The following is a 17,646-nucleotide window of genomic DNA, read 5'->3' as shown; positions in this document are numbered from 1 at the left end:
GTTGCGTCCTTATTTCGTATATTTTCTGAAGGCACTGGCCAGTGCCTGCTGAGGTAGCTGATCATCCAGCTTCTGCACGATCATATCAGGCTTGAGATGGTTTGCACCCCTTTCTCGTTCTACCATAAGCCGAGTTGCTTCAATGAGCTTGGCTGGTTCTACTTGTCTTGGACAACGTTCAATGCAGGCAAAGCAGGAAAGACAGGTATAAATAGAGTTCGAATCCATCAATTTCCTGATTTCGCCCTTTTCAACCATGCAGACAAACTGATGGGGATGGTATTCCATGTCATCATAGTTCGGGCATGTGGCGGAACATTTTCCACATCGCATGCATTTGCGAACATCAACATGGCTGATGTCTTCAATCTGTGCTTTCATTTTCTTGGGATCATCCATTGGTAGATACTCCTTTCATTTCCTTCAGTCCCAATGCATGGGCAAGAAGTAGGGTAAAGTAGTAAACCGGCGTCTGCTTGCTCAAGGCATTCTGTGTCAGGTTATACTGGCAAAGAGGGCAGGCTGTTATGAGAAAATCAACACCCATATCCTGTGCGCTTTCCAAGACCTTGCCACTGCGTCTCTGTGCAATTTCCTTATTCTCAAGAGTGAGATATGCACCGCAACATTCATTTCTTAGAGAATATATAATCGGTTCTGCACCCAAAGCCTTGATGAAATCTTCCATGATCGTAGGATCTTCAGGGTCGTCAAACTGCATTACTTTGCTTGGACGTAGCAGCAAACAGCCGTAATAGGCTCCTATCTTGAGTCCTGACAAAGGCTCCTTGACTGCTTGCCTTACCGTATCCCAGCCGATTGTATCCCGTAGGACCTGAAGAAAATGTACGACCTGTACAGTTCCTGTATAAGGTTCATCCAACTTGAGATAGTTGTTTGCCCGAAAGCAGATATCCTTGTCATGTTTCATGTCTTCATTGACTTGTTTGATGACATTGAAGCATGCAGAACAAAGAGTCAGCAGGTCGTGACCTGCGTCCCGTGCAGCGGCCAGTGCTCGCACAGAAGCCAGTTTTGTTGCAATCTCATCTTCTGCAAGAGGGTACGTACCTCCACAGCATTGCCATTCGGGAATTTCTTCCAGATGAAAGCCAAGTGCTTCTGCACTGATACGCCCGCAGGTATCCAATTCCTGTGCCTTGTTTTTCAAGGTACAGCCGGGAAAGTAACTGTATTCCATATCAGCTCCTATACCATTTGCTCGGGATGAAACACTTCATCAAACTTTTCAGGGGTAAGGAATCCGAGTTCAATGCAGGCTTCTCTGAGCGAGATATCTTTTTCAAATGCAAGATGTGCTGTCTTTGCTGCATTTTCATAACCGATGTATGGGTTGAGAGCTGTGACGAGCATGAGGGAATTATGAAGGTTGTCATGCATCTTCTGCTTGTTTGCCTTGATCCCTACTGCACAGTTGTCATTGAAAGACACGATTACTTGGGCAAGGAGCCTTGCTGATTGCAGGAAATTGTATGCTGCTACCGGCATGAAGACATTCAGCTCAAAATTTCCTTGGCTGGCTGCAATACCTACAGCTGCATCGTTGCCCATGACTTGAACAGCGACCATGGTCATGGCTTCACATTGAGTCGGATTGACCTTGCCCGGCATGATGGAAGATCCCGGTTCATTGGCCGGAATGGTTATTTCTCCTAGCCCGTCTCTTGGTCCGCATGCCAGCCAACGTACATCATTCGCAATCTTCATCAGATCTGCTGCCAGTGACTTGAGTGCCCCATGTGCAAAGACTATTTCATCCTTGCTGGTCAATGCATGGAACTTGTTCGGAGCCGTAATGAAGTCCTTGCCGGTAAGCTTTGATATTTCATTTGCGACCAATGTATCAAAGCCTTTTGGAGCATTGAGACCGGTTCCCACAGCGGTGCCACCTAAAGCCAATTGTTTCAGAGGCGGCAGAGAGAGCAACAGAAGTTCCTTATCTTTTTCCAGTGATGATCTCCAACCGCTGATTTCCTGGGAAAATGCAATCGGAGTGGCATCCTGCAGATGTGTCCTTCCACTTTTTACAATGCCTTCGTTTTCCTTTTCCAGTTTCTTGAATGTCATGACCAATCGGTCAATGGCAGGCAGTACGGTATCTTCGATTGCCGTAACTGCACTGATATGCATGGCGGTGGGGAATGTATCGTTTGAAGATTGGGACATGTTGATGTCATCATTCGGATGAAGCAATTTTTTTCCTGCAATTTCATTGCCTCGGTTTGCAATCACTTCATTTGCATTCATGTTGGATTGGGTACCGCTGCCTGTCTGCCAGACTACCAAGGGAAAATGTTCCGTCAGTTTTCCTTCGAGGACCTCATCACTTGCCTGACAGATTGCCTTGAGCTTCTCTTCAGTCATTTTTTCTGGCTTCAGCTGTGCATTTGCCAAGGCTGCAGCTTTCTTAAGGATGCCGAAGGAGCGTATGATTTCGCTTGGCATGGTCTCGATTCCTATGCCTATCTTGAAATTCTCATGGCTCCGTTCGGTCTGGGCTCCCCAATATTTGTCTGCAGGGACCTTTACTTGTCCCATTGAGTCATGTTCGATACGATACTCCATCTTTCTTCCCTCCTAGAATGAAATGTCAGAAATTGTGTGTCTAAGACACTGGGCGCTGTGCTGTAACTTTGTAATTTCATCAGGTTGCAACGGTGCCACTACATGTGATTTTACACCGTTGTTGCCTATTACCGTAAGGGTGCTGAGGCATACATCGCTGATTCCGTATTCACCTTGCATCATAGTTGATACAGTAAGTGTCGATTCAGTGCTGCTGAGGATACATCTGCAGATATGACAGACTGATATTGCAACTGCATAGAAGGTAGCACCTTTCCTTGCTATGATCTTTGCTCCGGATTTCCTTATGTAGTCTTCCACTTCTTCATGTACCAGGGGCAGACTGACGGCATCCTTTGGGGCCAGACAACTTTCATAGGAATCAATTGGGATATTGGAGATGTTTGCCAAGGACCATGGGACAAAGGAACTGTCACCATGTTCTCCAAAGACAAAGGCATGTACATTTTTCTGATTGATTTTGTAATAATCTGCAATTCTTGAGCGAAGGCGTGCCGTGTCAAGGATGGTACCGGATCCAAGGATGTGCGCAGCAGGTAATCCCGAAGTCTTATAAAATTGATAAGTCAGGATATCAACAGGGTTTGCGACGACAATATAAATAGCATCGGGAGCTTCCTTTGTTATTGCCGGTATGACTGATTTCATGATGTTGACATTTGTCTGTGCAAGGTCCAGCCTTGACTGGCCTGGCTTGCGTGCAACACCGCTGGTAATAATGACGATATCGGAATCCTTGGCATCGGCGTATGAACCGGCATAGATGGAAACAGGCGGACAGAATGGGAGTCCTTGTTTGATATCCAAGGCTTCGCCAAGGGATTTTTCGACATTGATGTCTATCATGACGATTTCAGAAGCAATGCCTGTTACGGTCATAGTATAAGCTATGGTAGCTCCTACGCTTCCAGATCCAATAATGGTCACTTTGTTCTTCATTGCATTTCTCCCTGCCTTATTTGACAGTTATTGTTATCATATGGACTATTATTATTCGAATAGTTCTCATATATATGCTTATAATATTATTGCAATCACATTAATTAAAAATCTTTCTTGCGGCTATAAGGTAAACCAAACAGAGAGTTTTGTGAATACTAAATAGATATTTTTTTATCTTTTTTTAGAATTTATAAATTTTAGGTTAATCTGTATTGTCTGCTATATATGTTATTATTACCATAAGTTTCGATATTTCAACATTTATTTACTTGTGTCTGCAGTGGATTTATGTTTAAGAAGTCTTGGCACTCTTTTGTTGGATGGAATAGTGAAGATAATAAAAAATAAGGTTGTTCCCTATGGATTTATTTTCACAGCCAGGGGCTGAACCCCAGCAAGTTGCAGAGTATCCCAGCCTCTTTTCCTATACGTGACAATTTCCATTTTGTGTTTGCTTTCACGGCACGGATAGTACTGAGTTGCCAGATAAATTCAGGATATGGATACTGATCAAGCAAGTTCAGGTCATCTAGGGTGTTTATGATGCTGTCAACAGTCTTTATCGCAATGAAATTGATGAAGAAGAGAACAATCTCGATACCTTGTACCGTACTTTCCAATTTGTCTTCGAGGATACCGTGTGCTACCAATTTTTGATTGAGGGTGCTGTCCATCAGGTTCTGGTCATCAAGGATGATATCATCGAAGTCGGACAACCAGGAATAGTCCAGATCGGAAAGTTTCCATTTGTATGCCGAACAGATTTCTGCCTCTGATTTTATAGGGTCAAGCAATGCCTCCAATTCCTTGATGACATATTCGAGTTCTTTTCTTTCTTCAAACGGTACGTTGCTTACTTCTTTTTTTTTGTTCTTCAGCAACAGCAGGTCTGATTCGACTTCCTTTGCCATGTACTGGCTGATGGTACCGGTCCGTGCCGAAAGCTCGAATATAAGAGATTTGATTCTTTCTGTACTGAGAGAGATCCGAGGGAAGGTATATTGGAGATAACAGTCAGAAAAACGGCTTTCAATTCTGTCTAAAGGGAGGTTTTCCTTTGCCTTTATCAATGCAATGGCATATATTTCTTTCCAGTTCTCAGGGAAAAATGATGATAATATCTTTCTGGTAGTTCTGGTTTGTTGGAACAGGAATGACGTTGCGCCAAATTCAAGGCAGAGGGTCCCTTTATTCTGTGTGGTGTTTCTTTCTTTTGAAGGAATCAGGCCCTGTTCTGTCAGTTTGCCAAGGACCTTTCCTGATTTTTTCCTTGAGCATTTCTTTTCGTTGTCCCAATAAGAAGTCCGTTCATACAAATACCAATGACCGTTGATATATTTGATCTCAGTACCGGTAGGTTTCTTGAAATCCTTGATCCATTGAGGACGTTCGTGGATAAGTCTGTTACTTTGTCGCTCCATGCTATCAGTATGAAGCATGTTACAGGTTAGGTCTAGGAAAAAGAGTATTCAACATGAAATTATTGTGCTGGATCCAGTTGAAGTTCATCTGTTCCGAGGAAAGAGGAGATATGTCTGCAGCTTTCCTTGATTTTTCCACAGTAATTGTCCAAAAGCTCAGGTTTGAACCTGAACTGAGGCCATGATACACTCAATGCTGCCACTGTTTTTCCCGTATAGTCGGTAATTCTGCCGGCAATGCAGGTAATTCCCTGTTCATGCTCCTGGGCATCCCACGCCCAGCCTTTTAGGCTTGCAGCTTTCAGTTCTTTTTCCAACCCTTTTCTATCTAAGGTCTGTGGAGTAAAAGGAATCAGCGGGGTCTTTTCCATGTATGTTTCTTGCTGTTCTTGCGTAAGTCCCGAAAGAAGAACCTTGCCTATTGCAGTACAATAAAGCGGGATTGTTTTTCCTACCCTTGAATACATCCTGATAGTATGTGAGGATTCGACTTTCAGTATATATACTGCCTGTGAATCTTCCATGATACCCATGTGGACTGTTTCTCCAAGGTTGTTGCTCAGGGTTTCTGCTTCCGGTCTTGCGGCTTCCAGTAAATCGATGTGTTGGAGACATCGGGAACCTACTGAAAAAAGTTTCAGTGTCAGGCTATATAGGTCATTTCCATCTCTATGGACATAACCAAGGGTCGTAAGGGTCGTAAGGAACCTCAGCAAGGTTGCCTTTGGCAGATGTGATTCCTTTGACAAGTTTTCCAAATTGATTTTCTTGTGGACTGAGAGTATTTCCAGGATGGAAATGGTCCTTGCCGCTGCATTGGATTGTCCCTTGGTTTCTTCCATCATCTCGCCTCCTCAATATATACCCGACAATGATAGAAGATTATTCCATATCTTTCAATTTGGTGGTCTGGAAGCTTTCTTGACTCTTTCCTATACTGGATGTATGGAAAGGATTGCACTGCTTGTAAAAAACTTGGCTGATAATCTGTGGGTTTCTTTTCTATGCAACAGCAACGATTTGTCTTTTGTTGCAGTTGATGGGGAAGCAACAAGGAATCTGCTGTGTCCTGGAAATGTGGATAGAATCATCAGTCTGGTACCTCCGACCAGTTCTCCATCCGTTTCCCTTTGGTATGACAGGATGACAGATGCAGATTTGATGACTGTCGGCTTCAATGTGGGAGAACATCCCTGTTTTGAAACCGACAAGGCTTCGTTGCAACTGGCATTGAGCTATCTGCTAGGAAAGTCAGGCACAGGAAAAATCGCCCTGCTTTGCCATGACAAAAATCGATATCTGTCTCTGTTCAAGGAAACTGTCAAGGAAGCAGGAATTGAATTTGATGCACGTTTGGTGACAGAGGATCCTGAATTCAAGAGACTGAAACCTTCAGCCTGTATCTGCAGTGATGTACAGCTTCTTCACAAGGTCAGGTTGCCGATTCCCTGTGTCTGTCTGCAACCGGTGGCGGGACAGGAAGAAAATGAGGTTAGAAGGACAGGTATCGAACTTGTATTTCGGAAGAATAGTGAAATCTGTCCGCTGCTTGTAGCTGTCGATACATTTGAAAAAAAAGATGCTGTTTCTTATGCAGCGGCATATGGTATGGATTTTGAAAACCTAGCGTTGGAAAAGGCAAAACTGCCCGTTCTGCCTCCGTCGGTCAGTACACCTATACTTCATTTTGCTTGCAGGTTAGGAAAGTCGTCCTCCGATGTTTGTTTCAGAGAAATTGCGCAGAGCCGTATTGATGATGACAAGCGTGCTACGGCTTTGGTCTGTTTTGCCCAGGCAGTTGGCAAGGCTGCCAGGATAGAAGATGTCTGCATGGCAATAGAAGCAGGCAAGGATGGTTTGGGGTTTGCTTGTTTCTATGTGGTTGTCCCTGCATGCAAAGGAAAACTTTTGTGGGAAGCTGATGGTTCCAAGTCCTTTGGACCAGGAGCTTTTGCTTCCGTTTGATCTGGATGAAGGCGGCAGATATGTTATCCTTCCGTTACCTGCAGAAGGGTATGTTCTCGTCCGTCCTCTTGTATACAGAGCTTGGGTACTTGAGGCTGTATTGACATGCATAGCTGGTTTCATTGAAAGAAAGATTCTTCTGTCTGTCGACGTTGGCAAAAGGCTTCTGTCTGTTTCGTCGGATATCCATAAGAGGATCGAGAGTATTTATGCTGCAAAAAGACGATTGGGGCTCAAGGAACGGACCTATCTGCTTGAAGGACTTTCCGCAATGGAACACCTCGTCCAGTTAGGCTTTTCTGCAACAGGGCTCCGTGCTTGGAATCCAAAACTGTATGATTTGTCTTTTGAAGATACAGAGCTTCCGGCTGTTTGGACTGATAAGGACCTTCTTTCCAAGGTCCTCTTGCTGGCAGGTGCAAAACAACCTGTATCTGGTCATTGGGGAAAAAACGGCATTTGTATTTCCTATGCTATAAAACGACTTGGTCCACAGATTGCCTTGCTCAGATGCAAGGATGTCATGTTGCTTTCGGGAGGAGCTTTTTCCGTTGAAGGAAATGTGGTTACCTTGCAGTTTCCTTTTCCATCACTTGATGGTCTTGGTATTGTTCAGCCTGACAGTGGTCATACATTGGTTGTCAGGGACTTAGCGGATAGAAGCCTAGATGCCTGCTTGCATTTTTCCAAAACTATGGAAGAATTTCCCGATGCTCCCTTGGCTTTTCTTCATTTGAGGGAACCCATCGGTGTTCCTCGGATTCTTCTGAAGGAAAAAGGCAAGGCTTTTGCGCTTGTCCGAGGTTCTGTTATCCCTCCATCCGGATGGTCATCAACACTGCTGGTGCATGCTGAGGATGATTTGATGCAATTGATTTCCGATTATCTGCCTGAAATACTTTTGGTGGACCATCTGACACTTCCTGAAATTTCAAAAATTCGTCAGGTCGTACCAGAGGGCTGGATACTGCTGATCAAACCGACTGAGGTTGACCAATCTTTGTATGAGGTCTCTCGGTTGCTGTTGCTTTCTCCTATCTTATTGGAAAATAATCATTTCCTTACGCATCTTGAATCATTGCTTGCCGGTACATGTACAACGACTGTTTCCAGTGGATTACCTGTCAAAAGGGCCGTAGTATATATGGAAAAAAATCTTTCCAGACCTCTTGCCCGTTGGCAGATAGCAGAAGCTGCTGTCGCAAGCGAAGACTATCTTTCTCGTTGCTTCAAGCGTGAATTCGGACTGAGTCCTTGGGATTACCTTATTGCTATCCGTATGCAGAAGGGACGGGATTTGCTTGGGAAAGGCCATTTGACCATCAGGGATGTGGCAGAAGCCTGCGGGTATCGGAACCAGGCATATTTCAGCAAAGTATTCAAGGATTACTTCGGGAGTGCTCCAAAGAAATTCCGAACCTGAATCTATCAGGGTATTTTCTTCTGTTTTTTTTGTTGGCGGATTTCCTGCTATCTGCTAAAATACGAGTTGTGAGGAAAGCCATGAGGATACTTTGCATTGCTGATGATATGGACAGATTGGTGTATTCCCAGCACATCAAAGATAATTTTGCAGATGTCGATGCGGTGATATCGGCGGGAGATTTGTCTCTGCGCTATTATGAATTCATTGTTTCTTCTCTTAACAAACCTTTGTTCTTTGTTTTTGGAAACCATAACCTCCAGGAATTTGATGCATTGGTGAAGGCAAGCGGCAGTAGTTTGGGGCATATGTCCGAATACACTGCGCCAGCCCCATCTCCTTCTATCTTCTGTGGCGGGGAACTTGTTGATGGGAAAGTCCTGAGGGATAAGCGGACTGGTCTGATTATCGTGGGACTCGGCGGCTCCTACAACTATAACAATGGCAAGCATCAGTATACTGATCACCAGATGATGTCCAGAATTTTCAAGATGGTACCGAAATTGCTTTACAATAAGCTGCGCTATGGACGATATCTTGATATTTTGGTCACGCATGCACCTCCTTTGGGTTTCAATGATGAAATTGATCGCTGTCATCGGGGATTTTCTGCTTTTCTGACATTCATGGATTGGTTTAAACCGAAGTATCTTTTGCATGGACATGTACATCTTACTGATTCCAATGCCCGTAGAGTCGTTTATTACAAAAGGACAAAAATCATCAACATCTATAAAAGTTATATTCTGGATGATGATACCATCGGGAAGAAAAGGCGAGAAACTGGAAAAGGAAAATCATGATGGACAATGAAATCTCTTACCAAACAGAAAATGATTTTGAGAAAGCAAAGACCCGGGCTCGGATGCAGGTGCTGCTTTCGACGCTGAGATGGAAGAATACGGATTTGCTTTCCTTCTATGAAGTAACTGATCTTATCAAGCCGAAGAACCAGACATACAGAGGGATGCAGACCATACCGATAAAGAACATCATCGGCAGTGAAGGAAGGCATAGGGATTTTTCCATGGCATTTTATCCCAAGAAAGAAATGTTGAAAGAGCGATGGAAAAGCATAGACCAGGCTCATCTGAATCTTGTTGAACTTCCTGCGATCAGTGTCTACAAATTGGGAGACTGGTATTTTGTAAGGGATGGCAATCATCGGGTTTCCGTGGCGAAGAGCCAAGGTGTCAGCTATATAGATGCAGAGGTAGTTGAACTTGACAGTGAGATTTCTCTTGAACAGGGCATGACGATGAAGCAACTGAAGAAGAAGGTCATCCAGTATGAACGAAAACAGTTCCTTGACCAATATCATGCGCAGGACTTCCTTCCTATGGATGAGATAACATTTACTTCTCCCGGCATGTACCCGCAGCTGGTAAACCATATTCTGGTCCATAAGTACTATATAAACGAGAACAGAAAAGATGAAGTCAGTTTCAGGGATGCTGCCGTAAGTTGGTATGAGAACGTATATTCTCCTATTATCGAACAATGTCGCAAGGATCATCTTCTTGCTTCCTTTCCTGGGAATACGGAAGGAGACCTTTATATGTGGATTGTCAGACATTGGGATGAACTGAAAAAAGTCAGCGGGTCACAGGATGTCTCGATCGAGAGTGCTACCATCGATTACAAGCGGCGTTACGGTAAAGGAGGCCTGACCCGCTGGATAAGATTGATTCAAAGTTTCTTTTCCAAGAAAAATAACTGAACGGACCTATCTGTCTGTAGAATCTATTGCTGTTCATCCTCCTGGATATATGCGGCAAGATTGTCTGCATAACAGGTCATGACATTTCCCAGTCTTTCGCTGGGGCGTATCATGCTTTCTTCTCCTTCCAGGTGGACGATACCTGCGACTGGTTGGTTATCAAAATCGATATCGGTATGTACGCCGAAAGGTATGTGTATCAGTCCCATATTCTGAGCCCACAGGAGCATTGAATCAATTGCATGGGCGCCCTCGCAGGTGGAGTGGGTACAGCTGGTAAAACAGGCAAAGAATTTTGATTCCAGTTCCCTGGTTTCAGACATTTCATAGGTCGTGTCGAGGAATGCTTTCATTTCTGCAGTGACATTCCCGAATAAAGTCGGACATCCCAAAATAATCATATCGCTTTTCTTCAAAGTCGATGTGTTGGCAATGGGAAGCGCCAGTATGTCTTCCAGGAAATCATTGGCAGTCTCGAATTTATTGGCCCAGATGTGCAAATCATCGTCTTGCACCCGGTAGAGCCTGGCATCACAATTCCTTTCTTCCATGAGATCCTTCAGGTATCGTCCCATGATGAAACAATTTCCATTGACACTGTGTAGGATGATGGAGCATCTTTTCATTATTGTTGGTTAGGCAGAAAATATGGATATATGCCACTGATTTTTCTGCCATCCTCCTAGATATTGTCTTTTGAGAGTTCTCCGAACTCTCTGTTTACAAGTAGCCCAAGGAAAATCCTTTGGTTTCTCGGATACTTCATATTAACTATAACATGGATATTGTACTGATGGTTAAAAAGATCAGCACCAAGCGGAATAAAGTCCGTTTCTTTCAGCTACAAAGACCTGTTGCCCATATAACTTGCTCAGAATCCCTTCATTGAGCAATTCTTTTTTAGTTCCGTCGGCAACGATTCTGCCTCCAGCCATAAGAATAATCCTGTTGATCTGCGGAAGAATCTGAGAAAGCTCATGGGTAACCATCACGATTGTCTTTCCTTTTTCAATTGTTTGTGCCAAAGCCTTCCTATAAAGGGCCCTGGAGGGAAAATCCAGGCCATTTGCTGCTTCATCGAGCAACAGCAGCTGCGGGTCATGCACCAGTGCACGGGCCAGAAGTACCCTTTGGGCCTCTCCTGAGGAAAGACGGTTCATATATTGTGATGCCAGTTTGCCACAATCGTTTTCTTCCAAAGCATTGTCGACGGCCTGCCACATTTCATCGGTCAGATGATGGTGAAAGTCCAATCCGAACGAAGATAGCAGACCTCCGGCAACAACTTCCCTTGCCGTGTAGGTAGTATTGCACATGGACATGATGGTACTGGATACACAGCCGAGATGCTGACGTAGTATTTCCTGGTTTATCCTTGTTTCGCCGAATCTCATTACTTTTAGATTTTCTGTCCAGAGCGGATGGATTTCCATGGAGCAGATCTGGAGCAATGTACTTTTTCCTGCACCGTTGGGTCCAAGGATGGCAATGTGTTCTCCTGCATTGATCCGTATGGAACAATCTTCGAGTATATCTTTTCCTTGTCTTCTTACTGTGGCATGTTCCACATCAATGAGGGTGTCCATGTTTCTTCCTTATCGAAGAGTTTGCTTCCGATGAAATGTTTCAATTGATGGCATTTGCTACGAAGGTAAAGGAACTCTTCGGCTATATATGTCTTTTTTGGGCTATCGATGGTAGCCATGATTAAAAAATATACTGGGATAAAGGCAATTTATCCCAGTACTTCCCAGAATTATATTCTGCTAGAAATCCAATTGGTCAAACTTGTCTTTGATATTCGTAAGGTTTACCAAAGTCAAAGCAACTGCCAAATCTGTCTGGCCATTTTCCAATGCTTCTACGAGGTAGCGATATTCATTTACCTTCTTTCGCTTTTCTGCCAGCGTTTCCTTCAGACGGTCCAATGCAGCATATAGCTGAGGAGACAGATTTTCATAGATTGAATTCAGTATGATGTTATCATTTGATTTGATCAATGTCGTATGGAACTCAAAGTCCATCTGTTTGAATTGCCTCAGTGATTCTACATCCCTTGGGTTTTCATCAAGAGTGGTCAGGATGCTTTCCAATTTTGTACAGCAGCGGTCCAAGGATCGTACAATAAGCATTCTTGTTGGATTTCGAGACAGTTCCCTTGTCGCGGATACTTCAATTGTGGTGCGTACCTGCATGAGATCTGCCAGAAGTTTTTTATCTGGTACTTGCTTTGAAAGCATTGACATTGACAGGGACTCGACGAATTGGTCAAGATTGTTGCTTTTTACGATAGCTCTTTTCCCTTGGCTCACTTGGATCAGGCCTTTTGCTTCAAGATTTTTGAATGCTTCCCTGACAGAACGGCTGGATGCGGAGAATGTCGTAGCAAGTTCATGCTGGCTTGGCAGAGGTTCGCCTGCCTTGAATTTCTTGGCTAGGATCATCTCTTCCAATTTGTTTGCAATTTGTGTCGATTTTGTTTCATTGTTTATAGGTGTTATGAGCATTGTTGTTATTTCCTTACTTAATTTCTTTAAACAATTCTATCACAAATCTTTTGACATGTGTAGCACTTATTCCATGGACTTGGTAGAATTACTGTGTATTTATTCTTTGATTTTCTTAACCAACTGTCAGTAGATAGTTCGTTGTTTTATCTTGATTTTTTACGTAATGTATTTGCTGTAAATAAATAGATTTTATGACTATGAGAAGATGTTTCTAGGATATTTGCTAGAATAGCTTAGAATTGTCATAAGTACTTATGCTGTTGAGGTGTGTCGTACTATATCAAAAATATTCCATTCTGTGCAGAAAACGGTCATATGGTGATGAAGTGACTATCTTTGATCTTGAGGAAAGGACGTTTATGAAAAAAAATGAAAAAATTGTTTTACAGATTCCAGAAGGTATGTAATAATAATAGAGGTCGTTGCGAGGGTTTGTTCCGATTGTTCCAGCGGAGCAAACTGAAGACTCAATGTTGATTGAGTCAAAAAGGAGGTTGCCGCTTATCCTTTCGAGGATCGGCGGTATTTTTTTGACTTTTTCTTGTTTTTCAGAAGGTATTTTACTATACGGGAAAAATAAGGGAAAAGGATATCAGATTCAAAAGATCCGATATCCTTTTCCCTTTGTAAAAGCAAAAGCGATATTACCAAAGCAATGATTCGTATGTGGCTGCATCAAATATTTGCCATGCTGTGGGATCGGCCTTGAAATATATCCTATCACCGACTGCAAGCTTTTTCTTTGGATCTGCCAGAAGTTCAAAATTAATAGAACCACATTTACAATCCAACATATTGTCTCTTCCCAGTGGTTCGATCAGTGTGATTTCTGCAGAGGAAGTACCTTCCGTCGGTTCATCTTGTATGACTATGTCTTCAGGCCTGATGCCTGTAACCAAATCCTTGTCTTTCGGCAATGAGCAGGTAAGGTTTGTCTTCATCAGTACCCCGTCAGGCATTACTACGTGACAGGTTCCATCCTTTTCTTTCAAAGTCGTATGCCATGTGTTCATCGGTGGGTTACCAACGAACTGTCCGATGAACAGATTCTTCGGCTCGTCATGAAGTTTGATCGGCGGTTCATATGTCTGTAGCTTTCCGCTCTTGATCACTGCTACCTTATCTGCCATTGTCATGGCTTCAATCTGATCATGGGTAACATATATGCATGTAATGCCAAGGTCTTTCTGCAGGCGCCTGATTTCACTGCGCATGGAAATCCTCAGTCTTGCATCCAAATTCGAAAGAGGTTCATCAAAAAGCAGCAGATTCGGTTTCTTTACCAATGCTCGTCCCAGTGCGACTCTTTGCTGTTGTCCTCCGGATAGCTCTCCGGGCATCCTTTTGAGCAAGTTGCCTATACCGAGCATGTCAGCTACTTCATGGACTTCCTTTTTCATTTCATCTTCAGGACGTTTCTTCAGTTTCATGGAGAATGCTATGTTTTCATAGACATTCATATGTGGGTACAGTGCATAGCTTTGGAAGACCATGCCTATGTTCCTGTCCTTCGGTTGCATGTAGGTAACATCTTGATCGCCAAAAAAGATTTCTCCTTCATCAGGGCGATAGATGCCTGCAGTCATAAGCAATGTCGTTGTCTTCCCGCAGCCGGAAGGCCCCAGGAAGGCAACAAACTCACCGCTTTTTATTTCTAAGCTGAGATCGTCGACGGCTTTCGTGTTACCGAATTTTTTCGTCAGATGTTTCAAATATACGTCCATAGCAATCCTCCTTTGTCAAACGCCGCCATGGGTACCACCGCTGAAGATATTCATCAGGTGTTTCTGGTTGAAGAAATAGAAAATCAATATGGGAATGAGCTGGAACAGACCGACTGCGGCCAGTACATTGTAGTTTATTGAATTCGTATCACTGTGTATCATTGTATTGAGGTACATCGAGATGACTTCATGCTTTGCTCCTCCAGACAGGAAAGTGTAGGGAATTATAAAGGAACTCCATCCTGTCATGAATGAAAATATACCAAGGGCAGCAATGCCTGGGCGGACTTGGGGAAACATGATTTTCCAGAAGGTCCTTGCACGTGAACACCCGTCGATCAACGCTGCACGTTCGACATCCCACGAAACATTGTCAAAGAATCCTTTCATAAGCCAGATACCTAGAGGCAACATCATAGCCAGACTGACGAAGACGACACCTCCGATGGTGTTATAACCCATGAAAGTCTCAAGTATCGGTATCTTGGCAAAGAACCTAAGTACAAAATATATTGCAATGAGAAGCGTGACGCTTGGAAAGGCATGGAGAACCAAGGTCAGGGAAAGGAAGCTTTTCCTTCCTGCAAATTTGATTCTGGACAAAGCATAGCCGGCCAATGCTGAAATGAGGACAATGCCGATGGTCATGGTCAGAGCCATGATAAGAGTATTGCCGGTAGCAATCCAGACTTCAGGTTTCTTCAGGAATGTCCAATTCTGTAAGGTAAAACCTCCGATATGTCCATTTTCATCCACGGGGATGAATCCGTGTGTAATCTTGGAGAATGTTGAGATAAACAACCAGATATATCCTACGATTATCGGTAATGAAAGTATCAAAAGAATCATGAATATGAGGACCTGCATCCAGTTCCTCGGAGCTTTTCTTTTCATCTGTTTTCTCCTACATCTCATCAATCAGCGGTTCTTTGACCAAGTCGTTGAACTTGAAGAATTTCAGATAGATGACTGCAAAGACAATACCGACCACTACCAGGATTGCTGACAGTGCAGAACCGAATCCATAGCGGAAGTTCCCATAGTAGTTGTTAAGGGCCGTATGGTATGCCCACAATGACCAGACATTGGTTTTGTAATTGCCATCAGTCAGGAGCATGATATACTCAAATGATGTCAGCAAGGACAAGGTCTGGTAAGTTGTCACAAACAGCAACGGCCATCTCAATTGCGGGATGATGATATATCTGGCCCTGTTGAAGAACCCTGCTCCATCGACGAGTGAAGAAGTCATGATGTCCTTGGAAATGGATTCAATTGCCGAGGAGAAGATAATCATGCCGAATGATGCTCCTATATAACCATTGACCAATACGCAGAACAGCATGGCATGGGCAGGTATAAGGTTGGAAGTAGAAAGACCGAACGGCACCTTGAAAATGGAATTGATAACCCCATATGGTGCATCTGCGGCAAGCATGGTCCACATCAGTACATAGACGACCGTCGGAGTAATCCTAGGAAGCAACCATAGTGACTTGAAGAATCCTCCGACTCTCTTTGGCAGGTGGTAAGCAAGAATCGAAACAAGCAGGCCTATACCGACATTGAAGATACAAAGAGTCAAAGCCACATATATCATCGTCGAAGCAAATATATTTGCAGCATCAGGATGCTGGAATATCTTGAGATAATTTTCGAATCCCGTGAATTTCCAGGCCGAGAATCCTGTTACGGAACTCATGTTCGTAAATGAGATTCCGAGTGTCAATATGACGGGAAGGAAGAAATAAATTACTACAATGATTGCTGCCGGAAGTATGAACCAATAGGCAACATTCACCCTTTTCCCTTTTTTCACGTCTGTAACCTCCTTCTATTGGCTGATTGGCCTGCTGAGCAGGCCAATCAGTCGGCCAAGCATCAGCGGACGATCAGTTGATCTCCGATATCGGCTTTCATAGTCTTGATGCAGTCATCTGCTGCCTGCTGTGGGGTTTTTTCTCCTTGTTCAGCAGATACAAGATTTGTCCAGAAACTGTCAAACCAGATTCCATACATCGGATGATTCGGCTGGAAGAAATTATTCTGCAGCAACGGTGCACAACTGCTCAGGAACTTACTGTCTTCATATGTCTTGTAGGTATCCTGTGACTTGAGTACACCAAGATGGCCGCTTTCTACTGCATGCCGTGTATTCCTTTCTGTCGTTTCCATCAGACCGATGAGTCTGAAGGCAAGGTCCTGGTCCTTGCTACCGCAGGCAGAAGGTGAACTAACCAGATAAGCAAGCGGATGACTCAGTGTAGTTCCTGGTACGCCCTTGATTCCTGTCGGTTCATATCCGTAGCCTATATTCTTGAACAGCGCATCTTCTCCGCCTTTTGCATAGTTCTTGGCCCAGTCTGCCCACATCCATGTACCGCCGTTGAAGAACAGTACCTGATTGTTGGCCACGGCATTATGCCAGATGTTCCATTCTGTGCCGATATAGGACTTCGGCGTAATACCTGTATCTACACATTTCTTCTGGAATTCATAGCATTTGATCAATGGATCACGTTCAATGATGAGCTTATTTTCTTCGGCATCATAGATATGACCTCCATTGGTAACGTAGAACTGGATGAAGTCTCCACCTTTCAGTGGGCGATGCCAATATCCATATCCTTGTTTGACAACACCTTTTTTGACTGCTTCTTCAGCCGTGGCAATCAGATCTTCCTGTGTAAAGGAACCGTCTGCAAGTTCTTGCGGCAGTGCTGCGACCTGTGCATCAGTCCAACCCATCTGCTTTAGCAATGTCTTGTTGAAGAACATGGGTCTGGCTTCACAATCCTGTGGGATACCCCAGATCTTGTTGTTCCATGTCACACAGTGCCAGAGATTGTCCTTGATGTCAGAGAATTGTGGAGCCAGTTTCTCAACTGCATTGACGGAGTCTCCGAAAGGAACAATGTAACCGGCAGGACCCCATGTGGCGATGTCCTCGTGACCTGAAATGACAATCATGGGAGCTTCGCCTGAATCAGCAGCAAGAGCATATTTTTTCTTGAAACCGCCCCAGTCACCTCCATCGATATAAGGTTCCGGGTCAATTGTGATATCTTTGCCTTCTGCGGCGAGCTGCTTATTCAAATCGACTGCGGCTTCTTTTGCAAGGTCTGCTCTCCAGTGGTTTGTGTCACCCTCACGGGTCCATACTGAAATTTTTACAGTCCTTGGACCTTCTTGCTTTGCTTCGCTGGATCCATTGGCAAAGATCGGACTAAGGGCGAGCCCTAAGGCAAGTGGATATAATAATACCTTTTTTTGCATATCTTCCTCCTCTTGATGCAAAATAAAAACAAACGCTTGCATTATTATTGCATCAGCT

The 17,646-nt window shown here is 43.8% G+C and carries 18 protein-coding genes; 4 read left to right on the top strand and 14 right to left on the bottom strand.

The window, feature by feature from the left end; all coding sequences use genetic code 11:
- Positions 1–9 precede the first annotated feature (9 nt).
- From LKE40_08770 to LKE40_08745, 6 genes are all read right to left on the bottom strand, one after another.
- Positions 10–399 carry a 4Fe-4S dicluster domain-containing protein gene (locus LKE40_08770; GenBank protein MCH3917540.1) on the bottom strand — a complete coding sequence of 130 codons (390 nt, stop codon included), beginning with the start codon at positions 397–399 and terminating at the stop codon, positions 10–12.
- Positions 392–1,201, bottom strand: coding sequence for a CoB--CoM heterodisulfide reductase iron-sulfur subunit B family protein (locus LKE40_08765; GenBank protein MCH3917539.1), 810 nt, complete (start codon positions 1,199–1,201; stop codon positions 392–394). Before LKE40_08765 ends, LKE40_08770 begins: the two co-directional genes overlap by 8 nt.
- An 8-nt stretch (positions 1,202–1,209) precedes the next feature.
- The gene (gene fumC, locus LKE40_08760) at positions 1,210–2,586 is read right to left on the bottom strand and encodes a class II fumarate hydratase (protein ID MCH3917538.1); all 1,377 of its coding nucleotides are present in this window, start codon (positions 2,584–2,586) and stop codon (positions 1,210–1,212) included.
- Between the two features lie 12 nt (positions 2,587–2,598).
- The gene (locus tag LKE40_08755) at positions 2,599–3,546 is read right to left on the bottom strand and encodes an L-lactate dehydrogenase (GenBank protein ID MCH3917537.1); all 948 of its coding nucleotides are present in this window, start codon (positions 3,544–3,546) and stop codon (positions 2,599–2,601) included.
- Positions 3,547–3,920: 374 nt separating this feature from the next.
- The gene (locus LKE40_08750; protein MCH3917536.1) at positions 3,921–4,970 is read right to left on the bottom strand and encodes a hypothetical protein; all 1,050 of its coding nucleotides are present in this window, start codon (positions 4,968–4,970) and stop codon (positions 3,921–3,923) included.
- Between the two features lie 59 nt (positions 4,971–5,029).
- The gene (locus LKE40_08745) at positions 5,030–5,812 is read right to left on the bottom strand and encodes an IclR family transcriptional regulator (protein MCH3917535.1); all 783 of its coding nucleotides are present in this window, start codon (positions 5,810–5,812) and stop codon (positions 5,030–5,032) included.
- A 103-nt stretch (positions 5,813–5,915) separates the two neighbouring features.
- Between LKE40_08745 and LKE40_08740 the strand changes: the two genes are divergently transcribed.
- The 4 genes from LKE40_08740 to LKE40_08725 all read left to right on the top strand — a co-directional run bounded on the left by LKE40_08740 (position 5,916) and on the right by LKE40_08725 (position 10,078).
- On the top strand, positions 5,916–6,935 hold the full coding sequence (locus LKE40_08740) for a hypothetical protein (GenBank protein ID MCH3917534.1): 1,020 nt from the start codon (positions 5,916–5,918) through the stop codon (positions 6,933–6,935).
- Positions 6,892–8,358 carry an AraC family transcriptional regulator gene (locus tag LKE40_08735; protein MCH3917533.1) on the top strand — a complete coding sequence of 489 codons (1,467 nt, stop codon included), beginning with the start codon at positions 6,892–6,894 and terminating at the stop codon, positions 8,356–8,358. Before LKE40_08740 ends, LKE40_08735 begins: the two co-directional genes overlap by 44 nt.
- Positions 8,359–8,438: 80 nt before the next feature.
- The gene (locus LKE40_08730; protein MCH3917532.1) at positions 8,439–9,161 is read left to right on the top strand and encodes a metallophosphoesterase; all 723 of its coding nucleotides are present in this window, start codon (positions 8,439–8,441) and stop codon (positions 9,159–9,161) included.
- Positions 9,161–10,078 carry a transcriptional regulator gene (locus LKE40_08725; GenBank protein MCH3917531.1) on the top strand — a complete coding sequence of 306 codons (918 nt, stop codon included), beginning with the start codon at positions 9,161–9,163 and terminating at the stop codon, positions 10,076–10,078. Before LKE40_08730 ends, LKE40_08725 begins: the two co-directional genes overlap by 1 nt.
- Positions 10,079–10,101: 23 nt before the next feature.
- On the opposite strand, the gene LKE40_08720 is transcribed toward LKE40_08725, so the two are convergent.
- From LKE40_08720 to LKE40_08685, 8 genes are all read right to left on the bottom strand, one after another.
- Positions 10,102–10,704, bottom strand: a complete 603-nt coding sequence (locus LKE40_08720; protein ID MCH3917530.1) for an NAD(P)H-dependent oxidoreductase — start codon at positions 10,702–10,704, stop codon at positions 10,102–10,104.
- Between the two features lie 180 nt (positions 10,705–10,884).
- A complete protein-coding gene (locus LKE40_08715; GenBank protein MCH3917529.1) occupies positions 10,885–11,664 on the bottom strand; it encodes an ATP-binding cassette domain-containing protein in 780 nt (259 codons plus the stop codon).
- A complete protein-coding gene (locus tag LKE40_08710) occupies positions 11,628–11,783 on the bottom strand; it encodes a hypothetical protein (GenBank protein ID MCH3917528.1) in 156 nt (51 codons plus the stop codon). Before LKE40_08710 ends, LKE40_08715 begins: the two co-directional genes overlap by 37 nt.
- Before the next feature lie 61 nt (positions 11,784–11,844).
- Positions 11,845–12,585 carry a GntR family transcriptional regulator gene (locus LKE40_08705; protein MCH3917527.1) on the bottom strand — a complete coding sequence of 247 codons (741 nt, stop codon included), beginning with the start codon at positions 12,583–12,585 and terminating at the stop codon, positions 11,845–11,847.
- Positions 12,586–13,232: 647 nt separating this feature from the next.
- The gene (locus LKE40_08700; protein ID MCH3917526.1) at positions 13,233–14,312 is read right to left on the bottom strand and encodes an ABC transporter ATP-binding protein; all 1,080 of its coding nucleotides are present in this window, start codon (positions 14,310–14,312) and stop codon (positions 13,233–13,235) included.
- 15 nt (positions 14,313–14,327) lie between these two features.
- Positions 14,328–15,206 carry a carbohydrate ABC transporter permease gene (locus LKE40_08695; GenBank protein MCH3917525.1) on the bottom strand — a complete coding sequence of 293 codons (879 nt, stop codon included), beginning with the start codon at positions 15,204–15,206 and terminating at the stop codon, positions 14,328–14,330.
- 10 nt (positions 15,207–15,216) lie between these two features.
- Positions 15,217–16,131 carry a sugar ABC transporter permease gene (locus tag LKE40_08690; protein MCH3917524.1) on the bottom strand — a complete coding sequence of 305 codons (915 nt, stop codon included), beginning with the start codon at positions 16,129–16,131 and terminating at the stop codon, positions 15,217–15,219.
- A gap of 62 nt (positions 16,132–16,193) precedes the next feature.
- Entirely contained in the window at positions 16,194–17,588 is a 1,395-nt protein-coding gene (locus LKE40_08685) for an extracellular solute-binding protein (protein MCH3917523.1), read from the bottom strand.
- Positions 17,589–17,646 lie beyond the last annotated feature (58 nt).

The organism is Spirochaetia bacterium (genome assembly GCA_022482625.1).
Lineage (GTDB): Bacteria > Spirochaetota > Spirochaetia > Sphaerochaetales > Sphaerochaetaceae > Pleomorphochaeta.
Note: the sequence above shows the minus strand (reverse complement) of the source record. Positions and strands in the feature narration are given on the sequence as shown.

What these genes read in the sequence shown, in the direction of transcription:
- LKE40_08770 (MCH3917540.1), bottom strand. Translation starts at nt 399, where the DNA reads ATGGATGATCCCAAGAAAATGAAAGCACAGATTGAAGACATCAGCCAT.
- LKE40_08765 (MCH3917539.1), bottom strand. Translation starts at nt 1,201, where the DNA reads ATGGAATACAGTTACTTTCCCGGCTGTACCTTGAAAAACAAGGCACAG.
- fumC (MCH3917538.1), bottom strand. Translation starts at nt 2,586, where the DNA reads ATGGAGTATCGTATCGAACATGACTCAATGGGACAAGTAAAGGTCCCT.
- LKE40_08755 (MCH3917537.1), bottom strand. Translation starts at nt 3,546, where the DNA reads ATGAAGAACAAAGTGACCATTATTGGATCTGGAAGCGTAGGAGCTACC.
- LKE40_08750 (MCH3917536.1), bottom strand. Translation starts at nt 4,970, where the DNA reads ATGGAGCGACAAAGTAACAGACTTATCCACGAACGTCCTCAATGGATC.
- LKE40_08745 (MCH3917535.1), bottom strand. Translation starts at nt 5,812, where the DNA reads ATGGAAGAAACCAAGGGACAATCCAATGCAGCGGCAAGGACCATTTCC.
- LKE40_08740 (MCH3917534.1), top strand. Translation starts at nt 5,916, where the DNA reads ATGGAAAGGATTGCACTGCTTGTAAAAAACTTGGCTGATAATCTGTGG.
- LKE40_08735 (MCH3917533.1), top strand. Translation starts at nt 6,892, where the DNA reads ATGGTTCCAAGTCCTTTGGACCAGGAGCTTTTGCTTCCGTTTGATCTG.
- LKE40_08730 (MCH3917532.1), top strand. Translation starts at nt 8,439, where the DNA reads ATGAGGATACTTTGCATTGCTGATGATATGGACAGATTGGTGTATTCC.
- LKE40_08725 (MCH3917531.1), top strand. Translation starts at nt 9,161, where the DNA reads ATGGACAATGAAATCTCTTACCAAACAGAAAATGATTTTGAGAAAGCA.
- LKE40_08720 (MCH3917530.1), bottom strand. Translation starts at nt 10,704, where the DNA reads ATGAAAAGATGCTCCATCATCCTACACAGTGTCAATGGAAATTGTTTC.
- LKE40_08715 (MCH3917529.1), bottom strand. Translation starts at nt 11,664, where the DNA reads ATGGACACCCTCATTGATGTGGAACATGCCACAGTAAGAAGACAAGGA.
- LKE40_08710 (MCH3917528.1), bottom strand. Translation starts at nt 11,783, where the DNA reads ATGGCTACCATCGATAGCCCAAAAAAGACATATATAGCCGAAGAGTTC.
- LKE40_08705 (MCH3917527.1), bottom strand. Translation starts at nt 12,585, where the DNA reads ATGCTCATAACACCTATAAACAATGAAACAAAATCGACACAAATTGCA.
- LKE40_08700 (MCH3917526.1), bottom strand. Translation starts at nt 14,312, where the DNA reads ATGGACGTATATTTGAAACATCTGACGAAAAAATTCGGTAACACGAAA.
- LKE40_08695 (MCH3917525.1), bottom strand. Translation starts at nt 15,206, where the DNA reads ATGAAAAGAAAAGCTCCGAGGAACTGGATGCAGGTCCTCATATTCATG.
- LKE40_08685 (MCH3917523.1), bottom strand. Translation starts at nt 17,588, where the DNA reads ATGCAAAAAAAGGTATTATTATATCCACTTGCCTTAGGGCTCGCCCTT.